General features: G+C 44.5%; 23 protein-coding genes. 11 read left to right on the forward strand and 12 right to left on the reverse strand.

Going from position 1 to position 24,497, the window contains the following annotated elements:
* Nucleotides 1-112: 112 nt before the first annotated feature.
* The 11 genes from trmH to H9L11_RS07650 form a co-directional block, all read right to left on the reverse strand.
* Complete coding sequence (gene trmH, locus H9L11_RS07600; protein ID WP_017635001.1) at nt 113-796, reverse strand: tRNA (guanosine(18)-2'-O)-methyltransferase TrmH; 684 nt, start codon at nt 794-796, stop codon at nt 113-115.
* 52 nt (nt 797-848) lie between these two features.
* Nucleotides 849-2,969 carry a bifunctional GTP diphosphokinase/guanosine-3',5'-bis pyrophosphate 3'-pyrophosphohydrolase gene (gene spoT, locus H9L11_RS07605; RefSeq protein WP_005379340.1) on the reverse strand — a complete coding sequence of 707 codons (2,121 nt, stop codon included), beginning with the start codon at nt 2,967-2,969 and terminating at the stop codon, nt 849-851.
* A gap of 39 nt (nt 2,970-3,008) precedes the next feature.
* The gene (gene rpoZ, locus H9L11_RS07610; RefSeq protein ID WP_005379346.1) at nt 3,009-3,281 is read right to left on the reverse strand and encodes a DNA-directed RNA polymerase subunit omega; all 273 of its coding nucleotides are present in this window, start codon (nt 3,279-3,281) and stop codon (nt 3,009-3,011) included.
* 181 nt (nt 3,282-3,462) lie between these two features.
* Nucleotides 3,463-4,086 (reverse strand): guanylate kinase, encoded by a 624-nt coding sequence (gmk, locus tag H9L11_RS07615; protein ID WP_005379347.1) that lies wholly within the window; start codon nt 4,084-4,086, stop codon nt 3,463-3,465.
* A 448-nt stretch (nt 4,087-4,534) separates the two neighbouring features.
* On the reverse strand, nt 4,535-5,758 hold the full coding sequence (locus H9L11_RS07620) for a hypothetical protein (RefSeq protein WP_005379348.1): 1,224 nt from the start codon (nt 5,756-5,758) through the stop codon (nt 4,535-4,537).
* Nucleotides 5,759-5,767: 9 nt separating this feature from the next.
* Nucleotides 5,768-6,400 (reverse strand): energy transducer TonB, encoded by a 633-nt coding sequence (locus H9L11_RS07625; RefSeq protein WP_005379353.1) that lies wholly within the window; start codon nt 6,398-6,400, stop codon nt 5,768-5,770.
* Nucleotides 6,401-6,404: 4 nt separating this feature from the next.
* Complete coding sequence (locus H9L11_RS07630; RefSeq protein WP_005379359.1) at nt 6,405-6,812, reverse strand: biopolymer transporter ExbD; 408 nt, start codon at nt 6,810-6,812, stop codon at nt 6,405-6,407.
* 25 nt (nt 6,813-6,837) lie between these two features.
* Nucleotides 6,838-7,365: a MotA/TolQ/ExbB proton channel family protein gene (locus H9L11_RS07635; RefSeq protein WP_005379363.1), complete on the reverse strand. Its 528-nt coding sequence runs from the start codon at nt 7,363-7,365 to the stop codon at nt 6,838-6,840.
* A gap of 9 nt (nt 7,366-7,374) precedes the next feature.
* On the reverse strand, nt 7,375-8,736 hold the full coding sequence (locus tag H9L11_RS07640) for a MotA/TolQ/ExbB proton channel family protein (RefSeq protein ID WP_017634999.1): 1,362 nt from the start codon (nt 8,734-8,736) through the stop codon (nt 7,375-7,377).
* A gap of 3 nt (nt 8,737-8,739) precedes the next feature.
* Nucleotides 8,740-9,504 (reverse strand): DUF3450 domain-containing protein, encoded by a 765-nt coding sequence (locus H9L11_RS07645; protein ID WP_005379365.1) that lies wholly within the window; start codon nt 9,502-9,504, stop codon nt 8,740-8,742.
* A gap of 65 nt (nt 9,505-9,569) precedes the next feature.
* On the reverse strand, nt 9,570-12,170 hold the full coding sequence (locus H9L11_RS07650) for a TonB-dependent receptor (RefSeq protein ID WP_017634998.1): 2,601 nt from the start codon (nt 12,168-12,170) through the stop codon (nt 9,570-9,572).
* An 820-nt stretch (nt 12,171-12,990) separates the two neighbouring features.
* On the opposite strand from H9L11_RS07650, the gene H9L11_RS07655 reads away from it, so the two are divergent.
* The 6 genes from H9L11_RS07655 (at nt 12,991) to H9L11_RS07680 (ending at nt 19,262) form a co-directional block, all read left to right on the forward strand.
* On the forward strand, nt 12,991-14,016 hold the full coding sequence (locus tag H9L11_RS07655; RefSeq protein ID WP_005384771.1) for an ABC transporter permease subunit: 1,026 nt from the start codon (nt 12,991-12,993) through the stop codon (nt 14,014-14,016).
* 1 nt (nt 14,017) lies between these two features.
* Entirely contained in the window at nt 14,018-15,061 is a 1,044-nt protein-coding gene (locus H9L11_RS07660) for an ABC transporter permease subunit (protein ID WP_005379369.1), read from the forward strand.
* A 38-nt stretch (nt 15,062-15,099) separates the two neighbouring features.
* The gene (locus H9L11_RS07665) at nt 15,100-16,926 is read left to right on the forward strand and encodes an extracellular solute-binding protein (RefSeq protein ID WP_064368906.1); all 1,827 of its coding nucleotides are present in this window, start codon (nt 15,100-15,102) and stop codon (nt 16,924-16,926) included.
* A 9-nt stretch (nt 16,927-16,935) separates the two neighbouring features.
* A complete protein-coding gene (locus H9L11_RS07670; RefSeq protein ID WP_005379371.1) occupies nt 16,936-17,793 on the forward strand; it encodes an ABC transporter ATP-binding protein in 858 nt (285 codons plus the stop codon).
* Between the two features lie 35 nt (nt 17,794-17,828).
* Nucleotides 17,829-18,668, forward strand: coding sequence for an ABC transporter ATP-binding protein (locus H9L11_RS07675; protein ID WP_005379372.1), 840 nt, complete (start codon nt 17,829-17,831; stop codon nt 18,666-18,668).
* 168 nt (nt 18,669-18,836) lie between these two features.
* Nucleotides 18,837-19,262: a phosphate-starvation-inducible PsiE family protein gene (locus H9L11_RS07680; RefSeq protein ID WP_025768316.1), complete on the forward strand. Its 426-nt coding sequence runs from the start codon at nt 18,837-18,839 to the stop codon at nt 19,260-19,262.
* A 562-nt stretch (nt 19,263-19,824) separates the two neighbouring features.
* On the opposite strand, the gene H9L11_RS07685 is transcribed toward H9L11_RS07680, so the two are convergent.
* Nucleotides 19,825-20,709 carry a hypothetical protein gene (locus tag H9L11_RS07685; RefSeq protein ID WP_071192534.1) on the reverse strand — a complete coding sequence of 295 codons (885 nt, stop codon included), beginning with the start codon at nt 20,707-20,709 and terminating at the stop codon, nt 19,825-19,827.
* A gap of 553 nt (nt 20,710-21,262) precedes the next feature.
* On the opposite strand from H9L11_RS07685, the gene H9L11_RS07690 reads away from it, so the two are divergent.
* From H9L11_RS07690 to H9L11_RS07710, 5 genes are all read left to right on the forward strand, one after another.
* Nucleotides 21,263-21,943 (forward strand): inovirus Gp2 family protein, encoded by a 681-nt coding sequence (locus tag H9L11_RS07690; RefSeq protein ID WP_001102917.1) that lies wholly within the window; start codon nt 21,263-21,265, stop codon nt 21,941-21,943.
* A 61-nt stretch (nt 21,944-22,004) separates the two neighbouring features.
* Complete coding sequence (locus H9L11_RS07695) at nt 22,005-22,679, forward strand: inovirus Gp2 family protein (RefSeq protein ID WP_202663520.1); 675 nt, start codon at nt 22,005-22,007, stop codon at nt 22,677-22,679.
* Nucleotides 22,680-22,732: 53 nt separating this feature from the next.
* On the forward strand, nt 22,733-23,332 hold the full coding sequence (locus tag H9L11_RS07700; RefSeq protein ID WP_032477045.1) for an inovirus Gp2 family protein: 600 nt from the start codon (nt 22,733-22,735) through the stop codon (nt 23,330-23,332).
* A 68-nt stretch (nt 23,333-23,400) separates the two neighbouring features.
* Nucleotides 23,401-23,601: an AlpA family transcriptional regulator gene (locus H9L11_RS07705; protein ID WP_039437545.1), complete on the forward strand. Its 201-nt coding sequence runs from the start codon at nt 23,401-23,403 to the stop codon at nt 23,599-23,601.
* 82 nt (nt 23,602-23,683) lie between these two features.
* Entirely contained in the window at nt 23,684-24,130 is a 447-nt protein-coding gene (locus H9L11_RS07710) for a ribonuclease HI (protein ID WP_148520833.1), read from the forward strand.
* Nucleotides 24,131-24,497 lie beyond the last annotated feature (367 nt).

Consider the following 24,497-nt stretch of genomic DNA (forward strand, 5'->3'; position numbering starts at 1 on the left):
ATTCTATTTTCAACAAGTATGTCGCTGAAGTTAACACTATCAGCATCTGTATATTTGAGAATTAGATCCTGAACCACGCTCCTTCGCCGCCGTTCAGGATGACGAAAGTCTGTTACTTGCTTTGCATCTCTTGCCACCACGCGTCATCGGCGATGATTTGACCTTCTTCATCGAGTGGTGGGTAAACGAGCCCTTTTCGTTTCGCGACTTTTGCCAGCACTGGGTGACCACGTTCAAAGAGAATACGGTTGATTGTCTCTTTAGGCAGAGCGCTTTCTTCTCGGTCGTACATGCCTGCGGCTTCACGTTGACGTTGCGCTTCATACAAAATTACGGCACTGGCAACCGATACGTTTAGTGACTGCACCATGCCCACCATCGGGATAATAATGTCTTGATCGGCAAGCTGTTTGGCTTGCTCCGAAGCGCCAACTTTTTCACTGCCTAAAATGATTGCCGTTGGTCTGGTGTAGTCGATCTCGCGAAAATCGACGGCGGTGTCCGAAAGATTGGTCACCAAAACCTGCATACCTTGCGCTTTGAGTTCGGTAATCGCAGTTTCAATCGAATCGTGAGTATCCACTTCAACCCAGTTACGCGCGCCAGCTGAGGTATGGCTCAGCGTACGCATTTTGTCTGGCCAAATTGCGTGAACTTTGTGTAAGCCTGTCGCGTCAGCGGTGCGGATCACAGCAGAGACGTTGTTTGGCTTATGTACTTCTTCGAGACAAAGTGTCAGATCAGTTTGGCGAGTTTTTAGGACTTGGTGAATACGGTTGTAACGTTCTAGGTTCATATTTATTGAGGTATAAAAAATCGCCACCTAACAGAGTAGGTGGCGATAGAGGTTAGTTCTTTCTGCGTCTGACTCGGGTTGCTTGAGGCATTGCCTTAATCTTACGCATGATACCAGCAAGGTGGACACGATCTTTCGTCGTCAACAGCACAGTCACAGTGTATAGACGACCATCACGTTCTTCCGTTGAAAGGCCATGAATGTTTGATCCTGTTTTCGAGATCACGTTGGTCAGTTCTGCAAGAGCACCTTGGTTGTTAAGCATGTCGACTTTAAGTTCAGCAATGAACTCTTTATCGTAGTCTTCAGACCAAGCGACAGCCATATAACGGTCTGGCTCTTTCTGATAACCACGAACGTTCGGACATGTTTCTCGGTGAACAACCAAACCACGACCAGGCGATACGTGAGCAATAATGTGATCATCTGGGATAGGATGACAACAATTTGCAAACGTCAGCAATAAGCCTTCTGCGCCACGAATCGGAAGCTTCTTCTTCGAGTCCGTTGGGATTGAGCTTGTTGTCGTGAGCTCTTCGGTGTCACCAAGGAGCCGACGTGCGATCACAATGCTCATCAACTCACCCAATCCAATAGCAGCCAATAAATCATCAATGCTTTCTAGGCGAAGATCATTCAAGACTTCTTGGATATTTTCTGGATAAATTGAATCAATCGAGTGACGGCCAAGTGCGTGATTAAGTAGACGACGACCTAAAGTGATCGACTCTTCACGACGCATCGTTTTCAGTACTTGTCGAATCTTAGTGCGGGCACGAGAAGTCACGACATAGTTCAGCCATGCCGCATTCGGACGCGCACCAGGGGCACTGATAATTTCCACTGTCTGACCGTTTTTCAATGCCTTACTCAATGGGTAAGGGTTACGATCAACACGAGCACCAACACAAGAGTTGCCTACATCGGTATGTACGGCATAGGCAAAGTCGACAGCCGTTGCGCCTAAAGGTAGTTCAACGATACGACCTTTTGGTGTGAAGACGTAAATCTCATCTGGGAAAAGATCGGATTTTACGTTTTCAATGAATTCGAATGAGTTACCCGCGCTTTGTTGTAGCTCTAACAGGCTTTGCATCCAACGCTGAGCTTTCACTTGCGCAGTGGTACCAGACTTGTCGCCTTTGTCTTTGTAAGACCAGTGTGCCGCGACACCTTTGTCCGCCATTTGATCCATATCTTCAGTACGGATCTGAACTTCAACAGGTACGCCGTGTGGGCCAACCATGGAAGTGTGTAGCGATTGATAGCCGTTCGCCTTTGGTACCGCGATGTAATCTTTCATGCGACCAGGACGTGGCTTATACAAGCTGTGTACTTGGCCTAAAACGCGATAACAAGTATCAGCGGTATCAACAACGACTCGGAACGCATAGATATCCATGATGGTGTGAAAGCGCTGTTCTTTGGTTTTCATCTTGTTGTAGATAGAGAACAGGTTTTTCTCACGACCAACGACGCGAGCATTCAAGCCAAAATCTTGCAGACGGCCTTCTATTTCGCTGTGAATGCGTTGGATCATCTCTTTACGATTACCACGTGCGGCTTTAACCACTTCTTTCAGTACGCGGTAGCGGTTGGGATATAGCGCCTCAAAGCCCAACTCTTCGAGTTCGGTTTTGATATTGTGAATACCAAGACGATGAGCGAGGGGCGCGTAAATTTCTAACGTTTCACGAGCAATACGACGCTTTTTATCTGGTCGAAGCGCGCCAAGCGTACGCATGTTGTGCGTGCGGTCAGCCAGTTTGATCAGAATGACGCGGATATCTTGCACCATGGCCAGAACCATCTTACGAAAGTTCTCAGCCTGAGCCTCTTTCCTATCGCGGAATTTGAGTTTGTCCAGTTTAGATACACCATCAACCAATTCTGCGACAGTGTTGCCGAATTTCTCTTCGAGATCTTCTTTAGTTACATCACAGTCTTCAATGACGTCATGCAGCAAAGCAGCTTGGAGGGTTTCGATATCAAGGCGCATTTCGGCCAAGATACGAGCCACTGCGACAGGGTGGATGATGTATGGTTCACCGCTAGAGCGGGTTTGCCCTTCATGGGCATCTCTCGCTACCACATAAGATTGACGCAGAGCCTCAATCTGAGGCTCTGTTAGGTATTCTTGGGCAACGTCTTTGAGGCTATCGAATAGATACAAATTATAGGCCCGGGAGGTTGTTGAATTCTAAAGTCAGAATTAACGGTTGTGAGCGATGCTGCTTACTGCCGCTAGCTCTGCCGCTTCTTGCTCTTGCTGTTCTTGACGTTCACGAGCGTCTAGAACTTCTTTAGTAATTAAACCTTCTTCGATTTCGCGTAGAGCGATAACCGTTGGCTTATCGTTCTCTTCTGGCACTAGTGCATCTTTACCGCCAGTTTGCATTTGACGAGCGCGGCGAGCCGCAATCAGTACTAGGTCGAAACGGTTGCCAACTTTTTCAACAGCGTCTTGAACAGTTACGCGTGCCATGAGGACTCCAAATAGTTAACTAAAATTTTAGAATGACGAGAAAGTATACAACCTAACTACTTTATTTACTAGCAATTAGACAAGCCACCGTTTGTGGACTTTCTCAGGTAGTTTATTGTGTTTTTCGCACTGGGCAAAAAACGGGAAATTCTTTATGTTTTACAGCGTGACTTTTTTGAAGTTACTCTGCTAACAACGCGTCAAGCATACCTTTATATTTAGCAGCTTGCTTTTCTTCCTTCAATCTTTCAGCACGCAAGATAGCTTTAAAATCCATCAAAGCGGTATCAAAATCGTCGTTTACGATCACGTAGTCGTACTCGTTGTAATGAGAGATTTCCGACTTGGCTTCAGCCATACGCTTTGCGATCACTTCATCGCTATCTTGACCACGAGTGTTCAAGCGACGCTCTAACTCACCGTTTGATGGTGGCAGGATGAAGATGCTTTTGGCTTCTGGCATTTGTTCACGGATTTGGCGTGCGCCTTGCCAGTCGATATCTAGAAAAACGTCGATACCTTTATTTAGTGTTTCTTCAATCCATACACGAGATGTGCCGTAATAATTACCAAACACTTCTGCGTATTCTAGGAAGTCACCTTTAGCGATCAGGGCTTCAAACTCATCTTTCGCTACAAAATGGTAGTGGACACCATTTTCTTCACCAGGTCGCATGTTGCGCGTGGTGTGAGACACAGACACTTTCATTGCGTAGGTTGGGTTGCGTTCCAACATCGCTGAGATCAAGCTAGATTTACCTGCGCCGCTAGGTGCAGATACGATATAGAGAGTACCTTTGCCCATTGTACTGTTCCACTTTTGATTGGATTGATTGAGTGCCGAAGGAAAGTTCGACATTCTTATAACGATAGCACTGGCATTGAGAAATCAACCACCAAAGGGGTGGATATTGGTGATAATCCCGCCAGAAAAATGGAGGCGAAGAGTATCATGATCTCTATTTTGTTACCAGTTGATCTTTCTGTCTGTGATTGTCCCAGATGAAATAGTTACTTACGCCAGAGTGTTCCTAAACAGCGAAGAAGGAGCATGGTACAAGACTTACCATCCGCGCACTCTGTTATTAAAACCATTTCTACAACCGTTTAGTGTGCTGATTTTAGGTTTAGAGTCCCGATTTGGCTTGCGTGAGTGACTCTGGTTAAAAATAGGGGTTAATAAAGATAAAACGGAAAAAAGGGGAAGCTTTCACTTCCCCAGGCGTGCGACTGACTCACACTTAATCTTCGAATTATCCTTGAGACTCTAGGAAATTTATCCAAGGGCTAACGGTTGACCTGAATTTTGGCGATTGAGCAGCGCCTTTCATCGCCTGCAAGGCCTTTTGTGGCTGCTTAAGCTCGAAATAGGCCATCCCGCGAATGTATTCAAGTTCTGCCTTTTGCTCTTTAGAGGCACTGGATGCCGCGCTTTCTACAAAACGAGTTGCTTCAGAATACTGCTTGTCTTGTATCATTAAGCGAGCAATCTGAATTTGCGTTTTAGCAGAAGGAGCGAGGTTATATGACTTTTTATAAGCGAGAATTGATTTATCTAGCTCTTTAGCTTGCTGCCAGAAGCTGGCTAGGCGGTCATAGTTTTCCTTCGTCTTTTCAATGTTTCCAGCTGCCATTTCCTTTTCAAGAGTTTTGGCTGCTTTATATGGAATACCTTGATAAGCCAAGAAGTTTACAAAGCGCAAATATTCCTTCTCTCCTTCTAGTTTCCCCATTTTGTAAACCATTTCTAGGGTGGCTAGAGAGTTGCGCTCTTGACCTAGCTCCATGTAGACACCAGAAAGTTGCATCCAGTAACGCTTTTTCTGAGGGTACTTTGAAGTCAGAGTTTTGAGTACACTGGCAACGCTTTTCAGCTGGCCTAACTCGTAGTGAGATGCAACGAGAATTAAGTACCAAGACTCACTTGGGCTCTTGCTCATCGCGATGGCTTTTTTGGTTGGCGGGATTGCATTTTTGTAATCTTCCAACTGAACATAAGCGCTCGCTAACGTGATATAAGCATGAGCTTGAGGCTTCTCTTTGGTTGTTTCTGCAACCTTGAACCATTCCTTCATCGTTTTTACAGACAACGTATACTTTTCTTCAGCTAGGTAAAGCTGAGCCAAGCTGTAGCGAACTTGTTGAGCAACCGGAACGGGAAGTGCGTCGAGCTGTAATGCTTCGGCAAAGTATTTTGCTGCTTGCACATAATTGTCTTGTAGCGAATACAAAAAGCCAGTCTGCTGAAGTAAAACTGCTCGGTCGTATTTTTTCGAACTTGTGCTTTCTAAAGCGCTTGCTAGTTTTTCTTTCGCTGCTGAATATTTTTCAGTTGCGATCAACTCTTGCACTTTGTTAACGGTTCGAAATGTCCGATCTGATAACTGAGGAGCTTCTTTTGCCATCGTAGGAGCGGCCATTGCCACTCCTGCGAAGAGAATTAAAGAAGCCACTTTGCTTTTCCATAAACTTTTCATCGTGACTCCTTAATTGGTTGAGAACTCTATTTCTTGCGATAGGCGCGAGCTAACAGGTTTCCCGTCAACCAATTTTGGTTTAAATGTCCATTTAGAGACTGTTTTTCTTGCCGCTCGACCGAGGCCTAAGCGTCGTGGTTGCTCTTTAAGAACTTTGATGTCCTCTACGGCACCACGTGCGTTTACAGTAAACTCTAATAAGACGACCCCTTTTTCTATTCCTGCTTTCGCAGCCTTCCTAGGCATTTGAGGTTGGAATGTCGCTAGAGGTGTTGGACCTCCGCTACCCGCGAGTTGCGCACCTCCACCCTGGCTATAATGTCCAAGCACCGAACCACCTGTAACATTAACGGGTAGGTCAAGCTTTGGCATATCCATTGGGGTCTGCTCCATCACCGGTTTTACTGTCGCTGTCACTTTCATTTCTGGCGGCGGCGGCGGACGCTTAGGCGGTGGTGGCTTTGGAAGTTCGCGTTTTTTCTCCTGTATTTTTTCGTCTGGTTTAATGCGAATAAACTCTACCATACGCAGGTCATCATTCGACACTAACTCGTGGCGCTCTTTGTTTACTAGCTTGTCCATCCCCCAGAACAACCCGAGGGAGACAATGAGCGCCAGTGCAATTGAGGCCAGATACCGCATAAGCTTAATCCTTATTGGTTGCGGCAATGGAGATGCTTTCTACACCTGCCATTTTGATCTGGTCCATAACCTTCACGACTACGCCAGCATTTGCTTCTGTGTCGGCTTGGATAACAACTGCGCCATCAGGGCTTTCTGCACGAAGACGTTCAATATTCGCGCGAACCGCGTCCACTTCGATGCGGCGTTTATCAACCCAAACATCACCCGCCGCACCAACTGCGACCATGATGTTACCTTTTTTCACGGTTTGCGCAGAGCTTGCCGTCGGGCGGTTTACTTCTAGACCAGCTTCTTTTACGAACGATGTTGTTACGATAAAGAAGATCAACATGATGAATACGATGTCGAGCATCGGTGTCATATCGATAGCGGTTTCATCACTGCTATCACTGCTATAGCGTCTTTTCATGACCTATACCTCTAATTCCATTTACTCAGGCAATATGCTTTAGCTTATCTTCCAGCTTTTGCGTTGTGACTTTGGCTAAATGATCAAGACGTGAACTAAAGAACAGTCCTGATAGAGAAGCCACCATCCCGGCTAAAGTTGGGATTGTTGCCTTTGAGATCCCCGAGGCCATTGCTCGAGGGCTTCCTGTTCCTGTTACCGCTAAGATGTCGAATACTTGGATCATGCCAACAACGGTGCCGAGCAAACCCAGTAAGGGACAAAGCGCAATCAATACTTTCACGATTGGCAGGCCCTTTTTATTCTCAATGTCCTGACGAGAAACAATTTCTTGTCGGATCATCTTAGCGTTCCAGCTCTGGTGCTCTGATCGCCCCTGCCATGAGCCAACGGCTTTTTTCATGGCTTTTGGAGCGACGGCAGCAAAATAGAACCAACGTTCTAACAATACTGCCCAAAGCATAAAGCTGAGGATGAAGATGGCGACGAGTACATCGCCACCCATTCCCAAGAAGCGCCTAATTGATTCAAGTTCTCCAACTAACCACCACATAACGCCTCCTTAGCTTTCGGCTTTATGTAGTTTTTCCTGATAGCGAGCGATGAAGCCTGCACTCTGTTCTTCAAGAGTTTGAACCAAACGACGACCTTTACTGTGTACGATGGTGTACAGGAACAGTAGAGGAATTGCGACAACCAGACCAAGCATCGTAGTAACAAGTGCTTCAGAGATACCGCCAGCCATTAGCTTAGGATCACCTGTACCAAATAATGTGATTGCTTGGAACGTACCGATCATACCCATAACCGTACCCAGTAGACCTAGAAGTGGTGCTACAGAAGCGAACAGTTTGATTGAGCTGATAAAGCGTTCAATGCTCGGTGCGTTACGTAGGATGATTTCGTCCAGTTTCGCTTCAAGATCTTCAAGGTTGTCACCTTTGTGCTCTTGGTAAGCCTGGATAACTTCACCCAGAGGGTTACCAGGAATCACGGTTTCTGATTTCGCTTGCTTACGCATTTTACCGCCAATCACTTGAAGGCGTAGGAAGCAAACTAGAGCAATGATAGCGCCAACTGCACCCATACCAAGGATGACGTAACCTACAATGCCACCTTGATCAATACGTTCTTGAACGGTAGGGCTTTGTACAAGTAGAGACAGAATTACACCACGGGATGGGTCAATAAACAGTGGCTCATAGCTGTTTGACGCTGACTCAAAGCCCGCAACATGACGTGTAATATTGGTGCGAGGCTGTCGAGAGAGTTCTTCGAACTTACCTGTTTGAGGTACATAAGTAACGTACTTACCATCGGCAATCGCGTTAAATTCACCGACAAGAGTAACATCGCGAACCGCTTCTTTACCTTCGCCATAAACAACCGTTGCTTGGGTTGTTGCTGTCTCGCCTGAGGCAACCACTTGTTGAAGAATGGTATGCCAGAATGCTTCTAGCTCTTGTGTTGATGGCAGTTCTTTACTTTCAGCCAGTTTCGTTAGTAGAGCGTCACGCTCTGGGAACTGAACTGCGTTTTGAGAGGCTGCAAATAAGCCTTTAAACTCGCCCGCATATTGGCGGACCACACCAAACATTTCGCCCAAAGTACCAGAGCGAACACGTAAGGTTTCTGTTAGTTCAGTCAGCTGCTTATCGTTTTCATCAAATGTCGCTTTAAGTTGATCGCCCAGTGCTTGCTGTGAAGCTAGCTCTTCACGAGCCTGTTGCAATAATGCTGCTTGCTTATCTCGGTTGTTCTTGAACTCAGCTTCACGGGCTTTGTTCTCTTTTGACTCAACGATGCTTTCTGATTTTACGTTTTTGAGTAGTTCAGATAGGTTTTTAGGCGTTTCTGCTTGTACGCCTGAAGCCATAAATAAGCTCGCTAGTAGACCAGCGGCTAGAGTTTTGAATCCTTTCATCTCTTATTCCTCCCCAGCATATACAGGCAATTTGATTAGCGCTGGTGGCGCTTGCTTCTTCGCGATACGAAGGCCTTGCTGTACCGCTATGCGGTAGCTTTCCGGTAATGTTTCCCATTGACGTGTTTGTTGGTTCCACATACCTGTCTCACCACCGTCTGGAGATTGGAATAAAAGCGCCGTGCGACCAATACGTAGGAAGTCGTAAGTCACGGTTTCCCCATTTCTATCTAGGCTAGCTTTGTAAGATTCAATTGAGCGAGAGAAGCCTTCTTCAATTTGGTAGGCTTCCATCACTTTACGGAATTTCTCAGAAGTCGTTACGTCGGCGCGATCCATGAGACGACGCAGTTCTTGGACACGTTTATTACGTTCTTTTTTCTGGAAAGGTAGATCGAGAGTCACAAACTCATCGAGTGCATCGATCATTTTAAGTGTTAGTGGCACTACTTCTGTTGCCGTTTGATCGATCTGAGCAATTTGGTTATTTAATGAGTCCAATTCACCTTGCTGTGATTGAACCATACGGTTAATTTGCTCGTTGTAGACTTTCATGCTGTCGATTTGACGTAGTAAGCCTTTGTATTCTGCCAACATGCCTTCAGTACTTTCGGCATAATTGTCGATTTTTTGTTGCGAAGCTTCTGAAGATTGATTTGCTTTTGCTTGTGTGGAAACGACAGCACCAGAGTTGGCCGCTATAGAGCTACTACTGATAGTAAGCAATGCTGCAGCTATGGCACTGAGACCAAATTCCTTGAATTTCATGGTTGCATCCTTGTCAGTGTTTTAGTCAGTCGAAAAGGGCGCGGAAAACCCGCGCCAAATATTTTTTAGAAGTCGTATGATGCCTCGACGTATAGCTGACGTCCGATTGGATCGTCATACCCAGTTGCATAGAATGGAGAGGTATCGCTTAGAGGATCTGCAGGCGGTACTTTGTCAAACATGTTGATAGCACCAAGAGTTACACGACCACTCTCGTTGAATTGGTAAGAAGCCGTTAGGTTCCACGTTGTCATACTAGCGATTTCTGCTTTGTAACCCGCTTTTTTAGCAGAATCACAGTCATCAAAGTAGTAACGGTTTGCGTAGCTTGAACACATACGGTCGCGGTATTTACCAAATAGGTTGATAGCGACATCTTCATATGCCCAGCCAAGATTTAACGTTGCGGTGTATTCAGGCATGAAATCTCTTTCATCCGTTACAGGCTCGCTGTCGTTTTCTTGATATTCAGCAATCAAGATCTTCGTTACAGCAACACGCGTGTTAAATGAACCGAACTCATTAGTGTCGTATGCGTATTTGATCGCTAGGTCAATACCAGAACGCTCTTCATACGACTGGTTCACTGGACCATAGGATACCGACTTGATGGTGCCATCTGGGTTACGAACGACTTCAGTACCTGGGTATTTACCTGGATCGTTAATTACGTCTTGGTAAGTTGGTGCTGTTACGACGTCTTCCATCTTGATGTGGTACCAGTCAACAGTTACACCAAGATCATCCACAGGCTCCCACGCTAGGCCCAAGTTAATGTTTGTACTTGTTTCTTCTTTCAGCTCAGAGTTAGGGCCATTAAGCGTATCGAAGTACTGAGTATCACACTCTGGGTACTTGTCTTTATCTTGTGGGCCGCTACCACCAGCGTTGGCACAAAGCACAGGGTCAAAACCAGAACCAAAGCCTCGAGTTTGATCACCAAATAGTCGCTTCAAGTCTGGAGCTCGGAAGCCTAGACCGTAGCTACCACGTAGCAATAGGGTGTCAGTAGGACGGTATGCTAGGGCTACTTTAGGAGTGAATGCGCCGCCAGTTGCCGAGTCGTCGAAGTAGTGGTCGTAACGACCAGCGACAGTCATTTCTAAATCTTCAATGATAGGAATAAGAGCTTCAACACCAAGACCAATCTGATCGCGGTCACCGCCGCCTGATGTTCCACCTAGACCAGAGAAACCACCAGCTGCTGTTGTAGCATCAATCGTCTCATTGTAGTCAGTACGGTTCCATTCACCATAAACAGCAAAGCCAGACATACCTGCAGGAAGTTCAACCAAATCACCAGCCAGTGAGCCGTTAACAGAGTAAAGCTTTGAGTAGGCTTCTTTGCTTGAAGTGCCGCTGTATTTGTCTACAACGTCTTGAGAGATAGGCCCTAGAAGATCGACATCACCATTTTGTACAGCTTGGTCGAGAGTTAGGAAGATTGCTGGGTTGCTTGTTTCAACGCTTTGCTCAGAGTAACCAGCGGATAGGTCCCAATCATACGTATCAGCAAGCAGGCCGTTCAAGCCTAAGGTTAAGCCAAAAGAATCGGCTTCAGTGTTACTTTCGCGTGGTCCAAATTCGACCATACGGCGAGTGTATTCGCCTTCGCCGCGGAAGTGAGTGGCATCAACTTCAACGCTGTAAGGGTTAGGTTCGAATTCAGATTCTGTAGACTTGTAGCCAAAACGGGCTTCTGCCATGGCAGTGACATTGTCGTTAATGTCCATTTCACCACGTAAAAGTAGGTCTACTTGTTTGTTTTCTGGTTTTAATGTTCGGTATGCAGAGCGGTTAACACCACACTTTCCATCCGCTCGTTCAATCGCGGCATCACCAACGACTTCTTTACATGAAGAACCAGCATCAGCTGGTGTTAGAAGTGTTCCGTTGGCGCCTTCAAAGTTTGCACCGTAGCTAGAGTAGCCACTTAGCTGAGAACGGCTAGAACCGTCATCGCCAGCCCAATCATCTCGGTCAGATTGCTTTAGCATTTCGTTGCCCGCAAATTGGCCAACGAAGAGAATACGTTTGTCGTCAAAGTTTTTGCCAGCTACAACGTCTAAACGACCATTTTGGTAACCACCATCCGTCGCGTCACCCGCGCGTACTTTTACAGAAACGCCATCAAAGTCTTTCTTTAAAATGAAGTTTACGACACCACCGATTGCGTCGGAGCCGTAGATAGCAGAACCTGAGTCGGTCATTACTTCAACACGCTCAATAGCGGCGACAGGGATTTGGCCGATATCTTGGAAGTTAGATGTACCATCTTGTGCTAGCGGGTATTGAGGAAGACGACGGCCATCAATAAGAATCAATGTGCGTGACGCGCCAAGGCCACGTAAGTTGACTGACTGCGCTGCTGGTGTAAACGAGAAAGAGTCTGTTTGAGCCATTACACCACCTGTGTTTTGGGTCAAACTGTTCAATACGTCTTGCGCGCTGTTAAAGCCTTTAGACTCAATGTCTTTACTATTAATAACAGTAACTGGTGAAGGACCTTCCATATCCGTCGTGGAGATACGCGAACCAGTAACTTTCATCTTTTGAAGTTTTTCAACTTGCTGCTCTTCTGCCAGTGCTGTTGCTGGGGCTGCAACTGCTGCTGTCCCCAAAGCAAGGCTTATCGCAACAGATAAAGCGGTTGTGTTTTTATACATCCTTGTTGCTCCGATTATTATTATTTCCTATGTCTGGCCGCATAGCGGCCAAATGTGACGTTAATATTTCGTTAACGTTCGGCCAATGTATAACCGAGATGAAAAAAGGAAGTCAAACCAGTGGTAAACGGGGATGCTTAAATGTAAAAAAGATGTAAATAACCAAGCTTTGTTTAAAAGGCGGAATAAAAAACCGAATAAGGTTTATGAATCGAGATTAAATTTCAATAAAACACCGTATTTTGTGTTTCTTATAAACTTTAATGACTTATCTTGCCTATGGTTTTTTAGTGGGTAATTGAATCTGGAAAAAGATATTTTTCCAGTGAATTGTTCTGAGATGAGTTTTATATCGAATCCATACTTTGTTAGCTCGAACTTATTAGGTGGTATCAAAATATGATACCCATTGCTGTTAAAGGGCTCACTCGTATTTTTAGGTCAAATATAACCTTGGATTATGTGTCTATTTATGTGTGTAGGGTGCATTTTTATGTAGGGTTTTGGCTCTAAACAGCCTAGATTGATATTCTGTATGAATTATTTTTGTGGTTTTTTATAATTTTTTACAAAAACATTTCTGTTTTTCGACATCGAAGGAAGTTTGTCATGTTTTGGTTTCAAACACTTGAAGCTGATGTGGATTCAAGATAAATATGACGCTGAAATTATTGCAGTAGTAGAAAAGTCTAGCTCTTGAGGCGCAGGGAGTGTGCTTCAACAGTTTTAGTTACTACGAGATAAATATGCACCATTTTGGGCGGAAAATATCCTCTTTCACTCCGTTTGAACTGGACAGTAGACAAGGAGCAAGTTGTATATGCTGTCGTACTTTTTACGCCGTTTGGCGTTGGTTATCCCAACGTTTCTCGGGATAACTATTCTCATCTTTGCTATCACTCGTTTCGTGCCTGGCGGACCTGTTGAACGCATGTTGTCACAAATGCAGTCCCAGGGGGACGGCGCCGCATCAATGACGTCTGCGGGTGGTAATACGGCCCTTTCTGACGATCAAATCGCGGAGCTGAATGCGTTTTATGGCCTGGATAAACCAGTAACGGAAGCGTACGTCGAATGGTTAAGTCGTTTGGTAATGCTAGATCTTGGCGAGTCGACGCGTTACTACGAGCCTGTCTCGGACATGATCGCAGAGCGTTTGCCAGTGTCGTTGTTTTATGGCGGCATGACCTTCTTTATTAGTTATTTTATCTCGATTCCTCTTGGTTACTATAAGGCACTCAAGCACGGTTCTGTGTTTGATTCCGCTTCTTCAGTACTCATTTTCGTAGGCTACGCGCTACCAGGTTATGTGGTGGGTGTATTGCTGATCACGTTATTTAGTTATCACTTGGAATGGTTTCCGATGGGAGGCTTTGTCGGCGATGACTTCGACGATTACGAAACCTTCTTTGAACGCGCTAAAGACATTATGTGGCATGCGGTGTTGCCTTTGATCTGTTACCTCATTGGTGATTTTGCCACGCTGACGATGACAATGAAAAATAACCTGATGGAAAACCTTTCCTCAGATTACATCCGCACCGCAATTGCGAAAGGATTACCTTTCAAAAAAGCAGTTCGTAAGCACGCGTTGCGTAACAGCTTAATTCCAATCGCGAGTCACTTTGGTAACTCTTTGTTGTTCTTCATGACCGGTGCCTTCCTGATTGAAGTTATCTTCAATATTGATGGCATTGGCTTATTAGGTTACGAATCAATCATGGAGCGTGATTACCCTGTTGTTATGGGTATTGTCGCCATTAATGCGTTGTTACTGCTCATTGGTAACATCATTTCAGATATTTGTGTTGCTTTAGTCGACCCACGTGTGAAGTTTGGAGCGTAACATGATTAAAGTTAGTCCATTAACTCAAAAGAAAATTCGTCACTTTAAAGAGATCAAACGAGGCTATTGGTCGTTTGTTGCTCTTTCTATCATGTTGATCCTTTCTCTATTCGCCGAACTTTTGATCAACAGTAAAGCGCTAGTCGTCAAGTACGATGGTAGCTACTATTTTCCTGTTGTCAGTGACGTACGTTTAGGTAGCGAATTCGGCCAAGAGTCATCCAGTGAAGCCGATTATCGTGTACTGCAAAAAGCGTTTGAGGCTGAAGGGGGCGACAACTTTGTTATTTTGCCGCTTGTGCCGTGGAACCCATACGAACAAGATTTTAGTGGTGATTTCCCGCCAACAGCGCCTAGTGCCGAAAATAAGCATTATTTAGGTACAGATGTGATAGGTCGCGATATTTTGGCGCGACTCGTCTACGGATTCAGAACGGCGATGGGATTTGCGTTGCTTACGATGGCCATTTCCTACGCGATCGGTACTGCAGTCGGTTGTGCTATGGGTTTTTGGGGCGGTAAATTTGACTTGTTTGTACAGCGACTTATCGAAATCTGGTCAATGGTCCCGTTTTTGTACGTCATTATGATTCTTGTCTCAATCGTTCAGCCGACGTTCGCTCTCTTTGTCGCTATTAACGTGCTTTTCACTTGGATGGGGATGACATGGTACATGCGGACCATGACCTATAAAGAAGCGGCACGAGAATATGTAATGGCGGCTCGTGCTTTAGGGGCATCGACCGGACGTATCTTGTTTAATCACATCTTGCCAAATACGATGGTGATGATTGTAACCCTAGCGCCTTTCACTATTGCAGCTAACATCACAGCACTGACTGCTCTCGATTACCTAGGATTAGGCTTGATGCCACCAACGCCAAGTTGGGGTGAACTACTGCAACAAGGTAAGTCAAACTTAGATTCGCCATGGATTGTTGCGTCAGTAGTGACTTCTATTGTTCTGGTTCTGGTAATGGTGACCTTTATTGGTGAAGCCATTCGAGCGGCTTTCGACCCGAAAAAATTCACACGCTATGTTTAAGCGAGCATTGTGAGCAAAACATAAAAAAGGGAAGTTTTATGAAGAAATTATTTTTAGCGTCCACGCTGAGCGCCCTGAGTTTTGGTGCAATGTCAGCAACGCTTCCGACTGACTTAAACTGGCAAACAAACTGGGATGAGCCTCAATATGGTTCGCCAGAAGCGAAACGTGGAGGGACTTATCGCACCTTTATGTCAAGTTTCCCGCAGACGTTACGTAGTGTTGGCCCAGATGCTAATGCAGGGCTACGTTCTTTTATCTTAGATGAAACACCAGGCTTGGTGGTCCGCCACCCAGATACTTTAGAGTTCATACCTGAGCTTGCTAACGAGTGGGCGTTAGCAGGTGACAACAAAACGGTCTATTTTAAACTCAACCCTGAAGCCAAATGGTCGGACGGCAAACCTGTGACTGCCGACGATTTCGTGTTCATGCTGAAGTTTTATCGTTCCAAAGACATCTTGGAACCTTGGTACAACGATTACTACAACAAAACGATTGCGGATGTTATCAAGTACGACACTCACACGTTTGCTGTTAAGGCGGCGAAAGAGTTCAATCCGGAAGAATTGCTGTTACGAATGGGGGCTCTGCGCCCACGTCCCGCACATTTTTATGCTAACCCTTCAAAAGATGAAAATGGTGACGGTATACATGACAACTTTGTCCGCTACTACAATTTTAAAAGTGAACCAACGACCAGTGCATACTACCTAGATGACATTAAAAAAGGTAAAAGTGTTACCTTCAAGCATGTCGGTGAAGACTGGTGGGGTTACAGCAATAAGTATTATCAACATCGTTATAATGTCGACAAAATCCGCATCACAGTGATTCGCGACAGTGATATCGCGATGAAGCACTTTGAGAAAGGGAAGCTGGACGCATTTGGTCTTGTTTTACCAAGCTTATGGCATGATAAATCGAATACGGAACCTTACCAAAAGGGATACATTCAAAAGTTCTGGGGTTACAACCAATTTCCAGTTGGGGCTGGTGGTGTATGGATGAACACCGCGATGCCTTTGCTGGATGATTTAAACATTCGCAAGGGCATTACTTACGCGATTGACTTTGATGGCATGATAGAGAATGTCATGCGTGGCGACTACTCCCGTAAACCGAACCCGACCGGTTATGGTCATGGTAAATACACCCTACCAGATGCTAAGGCACCGAAGTTTGATCCCGCAAAAGCGGCCGAGGCATTCGAAGCCGCAGGTTTTAACAAAATTGGTTCTGATGGTATTCGTGTTAATGATAAAGGTGAGCGCTTAAGCTTCGAGCTGACCTACGGAACACCTGTTCATACTCCTCGTATTGCATTTTTGCGTGAGCAAGCCAAGCTAGCAGGGCTGGATGTTGAGCTCAAGTTAGTTGATGGCTCATCTATGTTCAAATACGTACGTGAGAAAAAGCACGATTTGGCTTTCTTAGATATGGGTACGTCTGAGATCCCAACGTATTGGGAGTACTTCCATTCAGTCAATGCGAACAAGCCGCAAACTAACTCTTTCACAAACTACAGCACGCCTGAACTGGATGAAAAGATCATCGAGTATCGTTTTGGCATGGATATGGATAAAAAGATCCAGCTAGGTCATGAGATTCAGCGTGACATCATTGATGCTCACGTTATCGTCCCAGGCTACATGGTTCCTTATGTCCGCTATGGTCACTGGCGCTGGTTAAAGTTTCCAGATAAGCCAATGAATCGCATGACAGAGGCGCTGTTCAGTGGTGCAATCATAGGCGATGGCACTTACTGGATTGATAGTGATATCAAAAAAGAAACGAAACAAGCGATGAAGTCAGACAAAGCTTTTGAACCTGTCGTTGTCGTAGATGACACTTATAAGCTGTAAGGATTGGTTATGGAAAACGATGTAATCCTAAGTGTTAAAGATCTCGAAGTTGAATTTACCACCGATGATGGGCCAGTGAAGGTTCTGCATGGTGTGAACTTTGATGTGAGAGCTGGACGTACACTCGGTCTGGTAGGAGAGTCAGGTAGTGGTAAGAGCGTAACCTCAATGTCGATCATGGGGCTATTACCTAAGCCATATGGCAACATTATCAAAGGTGAAGTGAATTATCGCGGCACCAACCTAGTTGATTTGCCTGCGGAAGAGATGTACGCCATGCGTGGCGATCGCATTTCGATCATCTTCCAAGACCCGATGACGGCGCTCAACCCAGTGCACACCATTGGTCGTCAAATATGTGAAGTGCTTGAGCTCCATCGACCTGAGCTCGACAAAAAGGAGCGGGAGGCGTACTCGATTGAAATGCTGGCAAAAGTAAAAATTCCAATGCCAGAGAAGCGATTGAATGAGTATCCCCATAACCTATCTGGTGGTATGCGCCAGCGTGTCATGATCGCGATGGCATTGGCCTGTAAGCCGGATATTCTGATTTGTGATGAACCGACTACAGCGTTGGATGTTACGGTTCAGGCGTCTATCCTTGAACTGATGAACGAGCTTCAGGAAGAAACGGGCATGGCGATGATCTTCATCACTCACGATCTCGGGGTTGTGGCAGAAGTGTGTGATGATGTTGCCGTGATGTATGGCGGACGTATTGTCGAAAAAGCAGAAATTTTTGAGTTGTTTGATAACCCGCAGCACCCATACACAGAGCGTTTAATGGGATTGATGCCGAGCTTAGATAATGAGCCGAAGCAGATGATCGATATCAAGCCTATTGATGCCAGTATGTTTGCCAGTTAACTGGGCAAAGTGAACCAGTCATAAAAGAGGATGTTATGGCAAAAGAAGTATTAAGAATTGAAAATCTTAAGCAGCACTTTGTTTCTGGTAAAGGGCTGTTCAAGAAAGGCTACACCATCAAAGCGGTAGACGGGGTTTCACTGTCTGTTTCTGAAGGTGAAACACTGGGGCTAGTTGGTGAGTCAGGTTGTGGTAAAAGCACCCTTGGTCGCACGATCTTAAAGTTATACGAGCCAACAGAAGGTAAGATTTTCTTTGAAGGTAAAGACATCACTAAATTGTCTGTGAAAGAGATGCGATCGCTGCGTAAAGACATGCAAATCGTCTTTCAAGACCCAATGGAGTCACTCAATCAGCGTCATACCATCGGTATGATTCTGGAAGAACCGTTTGTTATTCATAAAATTGGCACGCCAACAGAGCGTAAACAATGGGTAAAAGAGCTTTTAATCAAAGTGGGATTACCAGAAACGGCAGTAAACCGTTATCCACATGAATTTTCAGGCGGGCAACGGCAGCGTATCGGTATCGCTCGCGCGATTGCATTGAAGCCTAAACTGCTGATTTGTGATGAATCGGTATCTGCGTTAGATGTGTCGGTACAGGCGCAAATCTTGAACCTATTGCTACAACTGCAACAAGAAATGAACTTGGCGATCATATTTATCTCTCACGATCTCTCGGTGGTGAAACATGTTTCTGACAAAGTTGCCGTGATGTATTTTGGCAAAGTGGTAGAAGCAGGCAGTGCTAAAGAAATTTATGCAAACCCGCAAAACGAATACACCAAAAAACTCCTATCTGCGATTCCGATCACTCACCCTAAATATCGGAAGAAAAAGCGCGTAGCTGAAAAAAAGCAGCAAGTGGCGTAAGTGATGCCACAGGTCCTATAACACAAAAGCGCTCCGCCAAATAAGCGGAGCGTTTTTATAAGCAAATGCCAGGACTTGGAGTCGATTTACACTGATGTTTATTCTGATTGATTGAAGATCGTTGCATGCTAAACTCAAGGCCTATTTTCTTTGTTTGGATAATGGACCATGCCGTCGAATTTACCGAAATCCTTTAGTCGACCTTTCCTGAAAATCTTCCATATTTTGGAGGCGGTGTTATTAGTCTCTATTACCTTGGCGACGTTGTACGCCATGATGCAAGAGTTTGTGCACGTATTTGTAGAGAAGCGTGTCTTACTCACAGATATTCTTTTGATGTTTATCTATCTGGAAGTGCTCGCCATGGTGCAGCAGTTCGTGATGAACGGTAAAATTCCGGTACGCTATCCTATCTATATCGCGATGATGGCAATCGCCCGCTATATCACTCTCGGAATGAAAGAGCTGGATGCAGTTTTGGTTGTGTGGTTATCTCTGGCTGCGTTTATTTTGGCTGCGGCTACTTTGCTGATCAGAATTGGGCACCATTATTGGCCCTACGTTGATAACAGTACCTTGGAAAAAGACGAATAAAAGAAAGCCCCGTATTAGCGGGGCTTTTTTGTTTCAATACTCGATGACTTTTAGATCATTCAATGTTTTGGATCTGTTCGTTGAGTGTTTATTTTTTATTTTTTAAAAACAGTAATTTATGTTTTTTGTTTTGTGTGTTTCAGGATCTTACTACCCAATATACTACCCAGTTGGTTTAAATCATCGCGTTTTTACATTAACAATAGTTTTACTTTTGATGATTGAGTCTTCCAGTGCTAATCTAGGTAATATCACATTTTTTACGTACTGTCTTGAGATTCAGCCCCCCAGCCTTTGTCTACTACTGCGAATAGAGATGTCGCCGCATTTAACAGTTGGTGGATATCTAATGATTTACACATTATCCGCATAAATTACCATTTAGGTAGATTTTGGCATGATATAAATGTAAATGATATTCATTTTTATTAGCGTGTGGGTGTGGATAATCTTTGCACTCCAAGGTAAATCTATTGCCTTTGACGGATGTTAACCCTCTAGTACGATCTGTAAGATTTAGCAAGAAAACATACACTAATACAGGAATGTTTCATCTGTGTTTCTAGAGCAAAATGCGATAAGCGTGGACTTTAACTGCATCATCCACTTGTGGATCTCTTACCAGTTTCAACAGATTCACTTTCAGCGTGTATAACTGGTTTTGGTACCAGAAAAATCCCTCCTTACCATAAAGATAATAGTCAATGCTTGAAGTATTTGAGCTTTCATCTTTAGATGTATAGATGGACTCTTTTTTGGCGATGATACTCATTCTTTTTTGGTAATTTTTCTCACGATGAGTCGCCTTTTCTCCAGATTCTTCTTTTGTCTTATCCTCTACGAATAAAGATGTAAAAGTGAATAGAAATGTCCTTGTAGGTTCAATGAAGCACGGTAGAGTTACGCTGTCGATATCCGCTCTTTTCTTATGAAAAATGATTAGCTCCATCTTTACGAGCGATTTTATACAGTCAGTGATCTTTCGGCTATTGGTCCCTAAGCGAGCAGCGAGCCATTTTATACCCCTCGGAATACCTCCAAACTCAAATACATAGTTTTCCGCTAACAGGAAACACAGGCTAATCAGGGTTGATTTACGTTGCTGCCCAATGTCGTCTCTTTGTTCGAAAAAGTTGTAGATGTTTTTATATTCAACAAGATCTTTTGAGATAACATTTGAGCGAAACTTAGACTCGCTCAATGGACAAGAAGGAAGAAGGTAAGTATCAGCATAAGGAGTGAAGTATGGCAGTATTGACTTCAGTTCATGCCAATCTTTCATCATCAAATAACGAATAGGAGAGTAGGATTTCCTATCGATCTTTTCTTCTTTTGAATACCCTCCAGAAAACAAAATATATCCGCCTTCCCTATCGTACGGATTGATGAAATTGTGTAGCTGATGAGTGTCATTCTTTTCCAGATTTAGGTTTTCACTTTCTTCCATTATAAGGACCTCTAGCCGTTGTTTGTCTAGCAGATTATATTATATATTTTAGTGTAGTCCGATTAAAAATCAATAAGATAGATAAAATGGCTTTTTCGCTTTTTTATGTGAGTAAGCTCCAGAAGTAAAAACGTATGAACTGAAGTTTTTGACAATAAATGAGGATGCGTGGGGTTGTTTTGGAGTGATGGATTGCAGTTGAAGTCGTGGGCATTATGAGCTCTCTCTTAATTTACTAGCTCAACGGATTGTCATTTAACTTGTAACTTACTTGGATTCGAAAGTGGGGAGAGGACATCGATTTTCCACTGTTCAGTGCCTAGATGTTGATGGTTAACTAGCACTTGCCCCTTTAGATGGGCAGGAAATGTATACGTAGCAGTTTTTTACATTGTCTGTCTGGTTAGTATTATTACAGTCATATCTACCCTATCAATACACCCATTACATCGGCATAAGCTCATCAACTGAGTCATCCCTAGTGACTCACAGTACGCAATTAAAATTAACGACACAGACCTATCTATGAACCTAAACACAGGAGTAGATAGGAATGAATGTACGTTCTAGAAAAAACAAAAACCTCAGACTGACCAACAAGAAAACGTTTCTGGGTAGACCTATCCAGACCGAGCACGGTCCACTCTACATCGACTACTTAGAGAAAATGCACGATACGATTGATCTCGCATTGGGCGAGTATCCTCGGCTGATGGCTATTCGAGTGGATTTGAGGTTTCCTAAGCTAAGGAACAATGAAAAGAGCGGTAATGTCATGACCGACTTTCTACGCTCGTTACAGTCGCAGATTGATCACTCCGGAAAACGAAAGAAAAGAGAAGGGAGTGCTAGAGTGCATCCCTGCAAAGTGCGGATTGCTTGGGTGAGGGAGCGCTCTAGCTCGATAAACGACCACTATCACCTAGTACTCATGTTCAACAAAGATAGATTTAACTGGTTGGGTAAAACTCAAACACAACAGGAGAACTTAGGCTCTTTTATCGTAGAGGCATGGGCGAGGGTGGCTGGTGTCGACTACGAGGAAGCCAATGGACTGGTTCATTTTTCAAAGAGAAAGAATAGCGACAGTGTGGTCATCCACCGCTTGAATTGTAACTCTGATGACTTTGATGATGCGTTTGATGAGTTCTTTAAGCACATTAGCTATCTAGCAAAAGAGAACACTAAGCACTTTGGTAGCGGTAGACGAAATTTCGGTCATAGTCATAAGTAGCTTAAAAAGTAACGGTAGTACCAGTTCCTGTGGGAATCACAACAAACCACAGGAACCAATCATGATTCATCAACTCAACGAGGCTCATCAAAGAGTCCACACCATCACTCATGACCGAACCTTTAATGGAAAGCCACTCTACTACCACAAGGATGGTCTCGTTCTCGAATACCTAGAGGAGATAGACCGAGTGCTGACTGAAGCACTAAACCAATACCCAAGAATCTTTGTTGTTCACATCAACCTAAACCTACCGAGTGACTTCGGGGGAGATTACCTAACGGTGTTTGCCCATTTCTTTCGTATTTTAGAGTCGGAGACTAATGAGCTCTGTAAGGACAAATACACGGGCAGAACTTATCAATACCAGCAAACGGTCATTCGCTATATCTGGACGAAAGCCAGTGAATCCACCAGCGATCACCATCATCTTATCTTGCTCTTTGATAGGGATCTCTTTCAAAACTTCGGCACTGGACGAGAGGGTTGGGGACGTTTTCTCTACAAAAAAGTGAGGAAGACATGGGATAGGGTGGTTGAAGCTTATTACAGCCAACCATGCTCTGGATTAGCCTACTCTCCTACGAATGAAGGTTTTGAGCTGTTGTCTGACGCTGAAGTGTTCCCGTTACAGTTAAACGAGTTCTTTTATCGAATCAGTCGTCTAGCGAAGCCCACTGCCAACCGGAACGCTTACCCCAACAAGAGTTTTGGTTGCAGTCACGACTCACCTTAAAAAATACAGAGCGAGTAATGCCTATGTCATTCACACACTGAGAGGTATTACTCATGTCGAACACAACCCACCTTCCAACCATTACTCGTGCTAGAACATTTAAAGATTATCCATTGTTTTACAGCAATAAGGGACTTTATGAATCAGCGCTTACCACGATGGATAAGGTCTTTGATCAGGCTCTGACTCAGTATCAACGTACTCTTGCGATGCGTTTGGATTTATACCTGCCTAAAGATCATCAAGACACCGATCTCAGCATCCTCAATGATTACTTTGACATTCTGAAAGAGAAAATCGATGCCGATTCGTTGCCTTATGTATGGCGTAAGCGAGCTGATAAAACCCCTTCACATAACTACCGAGTAATGCTGTTTCTTGATGATAGTCAGTACTTCGGCCCTGCCATTTGTTGGGATAAAGGTAATCAGCTTGTGGATCATCTAAAAACAGCTTGGAAGGAAGCGATAGAAAAGCACTACAAAGGCAAAGAGCGATCAATGATCTTGTTTAACGACCGAGGGAACTATGGACTAGGAACACGCTGTAAGAGCAAAGATACCAATATAAAGCGTTGTGTCTTCCACCGTCTGAGTAGCTTTGCTGAAGCGTGGAAAGAAGAGCGTTACTGCTTTGGCTCTAGCCTAGATTAGATTAGGCCGACTGCACTTTTTTACCGTGGCGGCTTATCCATGGGTATATACAAGAGGAGACAATTCCCATGAGATTTCTACGACTTAAAGACGTAATGGCGATTACAGGGCTAGGCCGCTCCACTATCTACAAGTTCATGGCTGATGAAACCGATTTTCCGAAGAGTGTCCCACTCGGCGGACGTGCGGTGGCTTGGGTCGAAAGTGAAATAGAGGAATGGATGGAGTCGCGTCTGAGTATGCGAGACAACCAAGAATCCTTTCAGTAACACAAACATCAAATCACATCATCAACAGGGCGCTGGCTAAGCAAAGTCATGCGCCCTTTTTGCAATTAGAGAGAGATAAAAAATGAGTTATTCAATTTACGTAGACGGCGCTGCACCAAACAACCAACACGTCTGTATGCGAGGTGGTATAGGGCTGGTGGTCATGGATGAAGACAATGAGATAGTCCATGAAGAGAGCATCACCATTGACCGAGAGACGGATTGTGCGGAACTGGAGTTACTGGCGTTTATCGAAGGATTAGAGTATGCCGAAGACGGTGATGTCATCTATTCAGATAATGATTACTGTGTGAAAGGTTTCAATATCTGGATGGACGATTGGAAAGACCGAGGTTGGCGTAAAGCGAATAAAAAGCCAGTTAAGCATCGTCAGCTCTGGAAGCAAGTCGATGAACTGCGTTCTAGAAAGTATGTCGAGGTAGTTAAAGTCAAAGCGCATTCCGGCATTGAAGGAAATGAAAGAGCGGATACGTTGGCAGTTGATGCAGCGAGAAACGATATCGACTGACTCAACAATGCGGCTTGTGAAGGTGATGCCTGCAAGCCGCTATTACCTGTTATTTGCGTTTTTCTAGATAACATATAACTGAATGCAAATAGGTTGCGAAATTAGGCTACGTGTCTTGAGTCATCTCGGATTTATCGCTGATATATTCAATGTTTGATATTGGCCGTATTTATTCGTTACAATTCAGCTCGTTTAAGGGAGTAGCCTTCCACTACTGATTAGTAGTGGGGTGAATATCAACAGTCTCCAAGCCTCACGCTTGTGGTATTCACGTTCGACATGTTCTGGCAAGACTTAAGCTAAATCGCGATACGGGTAGGATCGCGATTTAGCTTTTGTTTTTTGCCTGCCCGAGATGACAAAAGGA

Source organism: Vibrio sp. sp1, assembly GCF_016920955.1.
Classification (GTDB): Bacteria; Pseudomonadota; Gammaproteobacteria; order Enterobacterales; family Vibrionaceae; genus Vibrio; species Vibrio alginolyticus.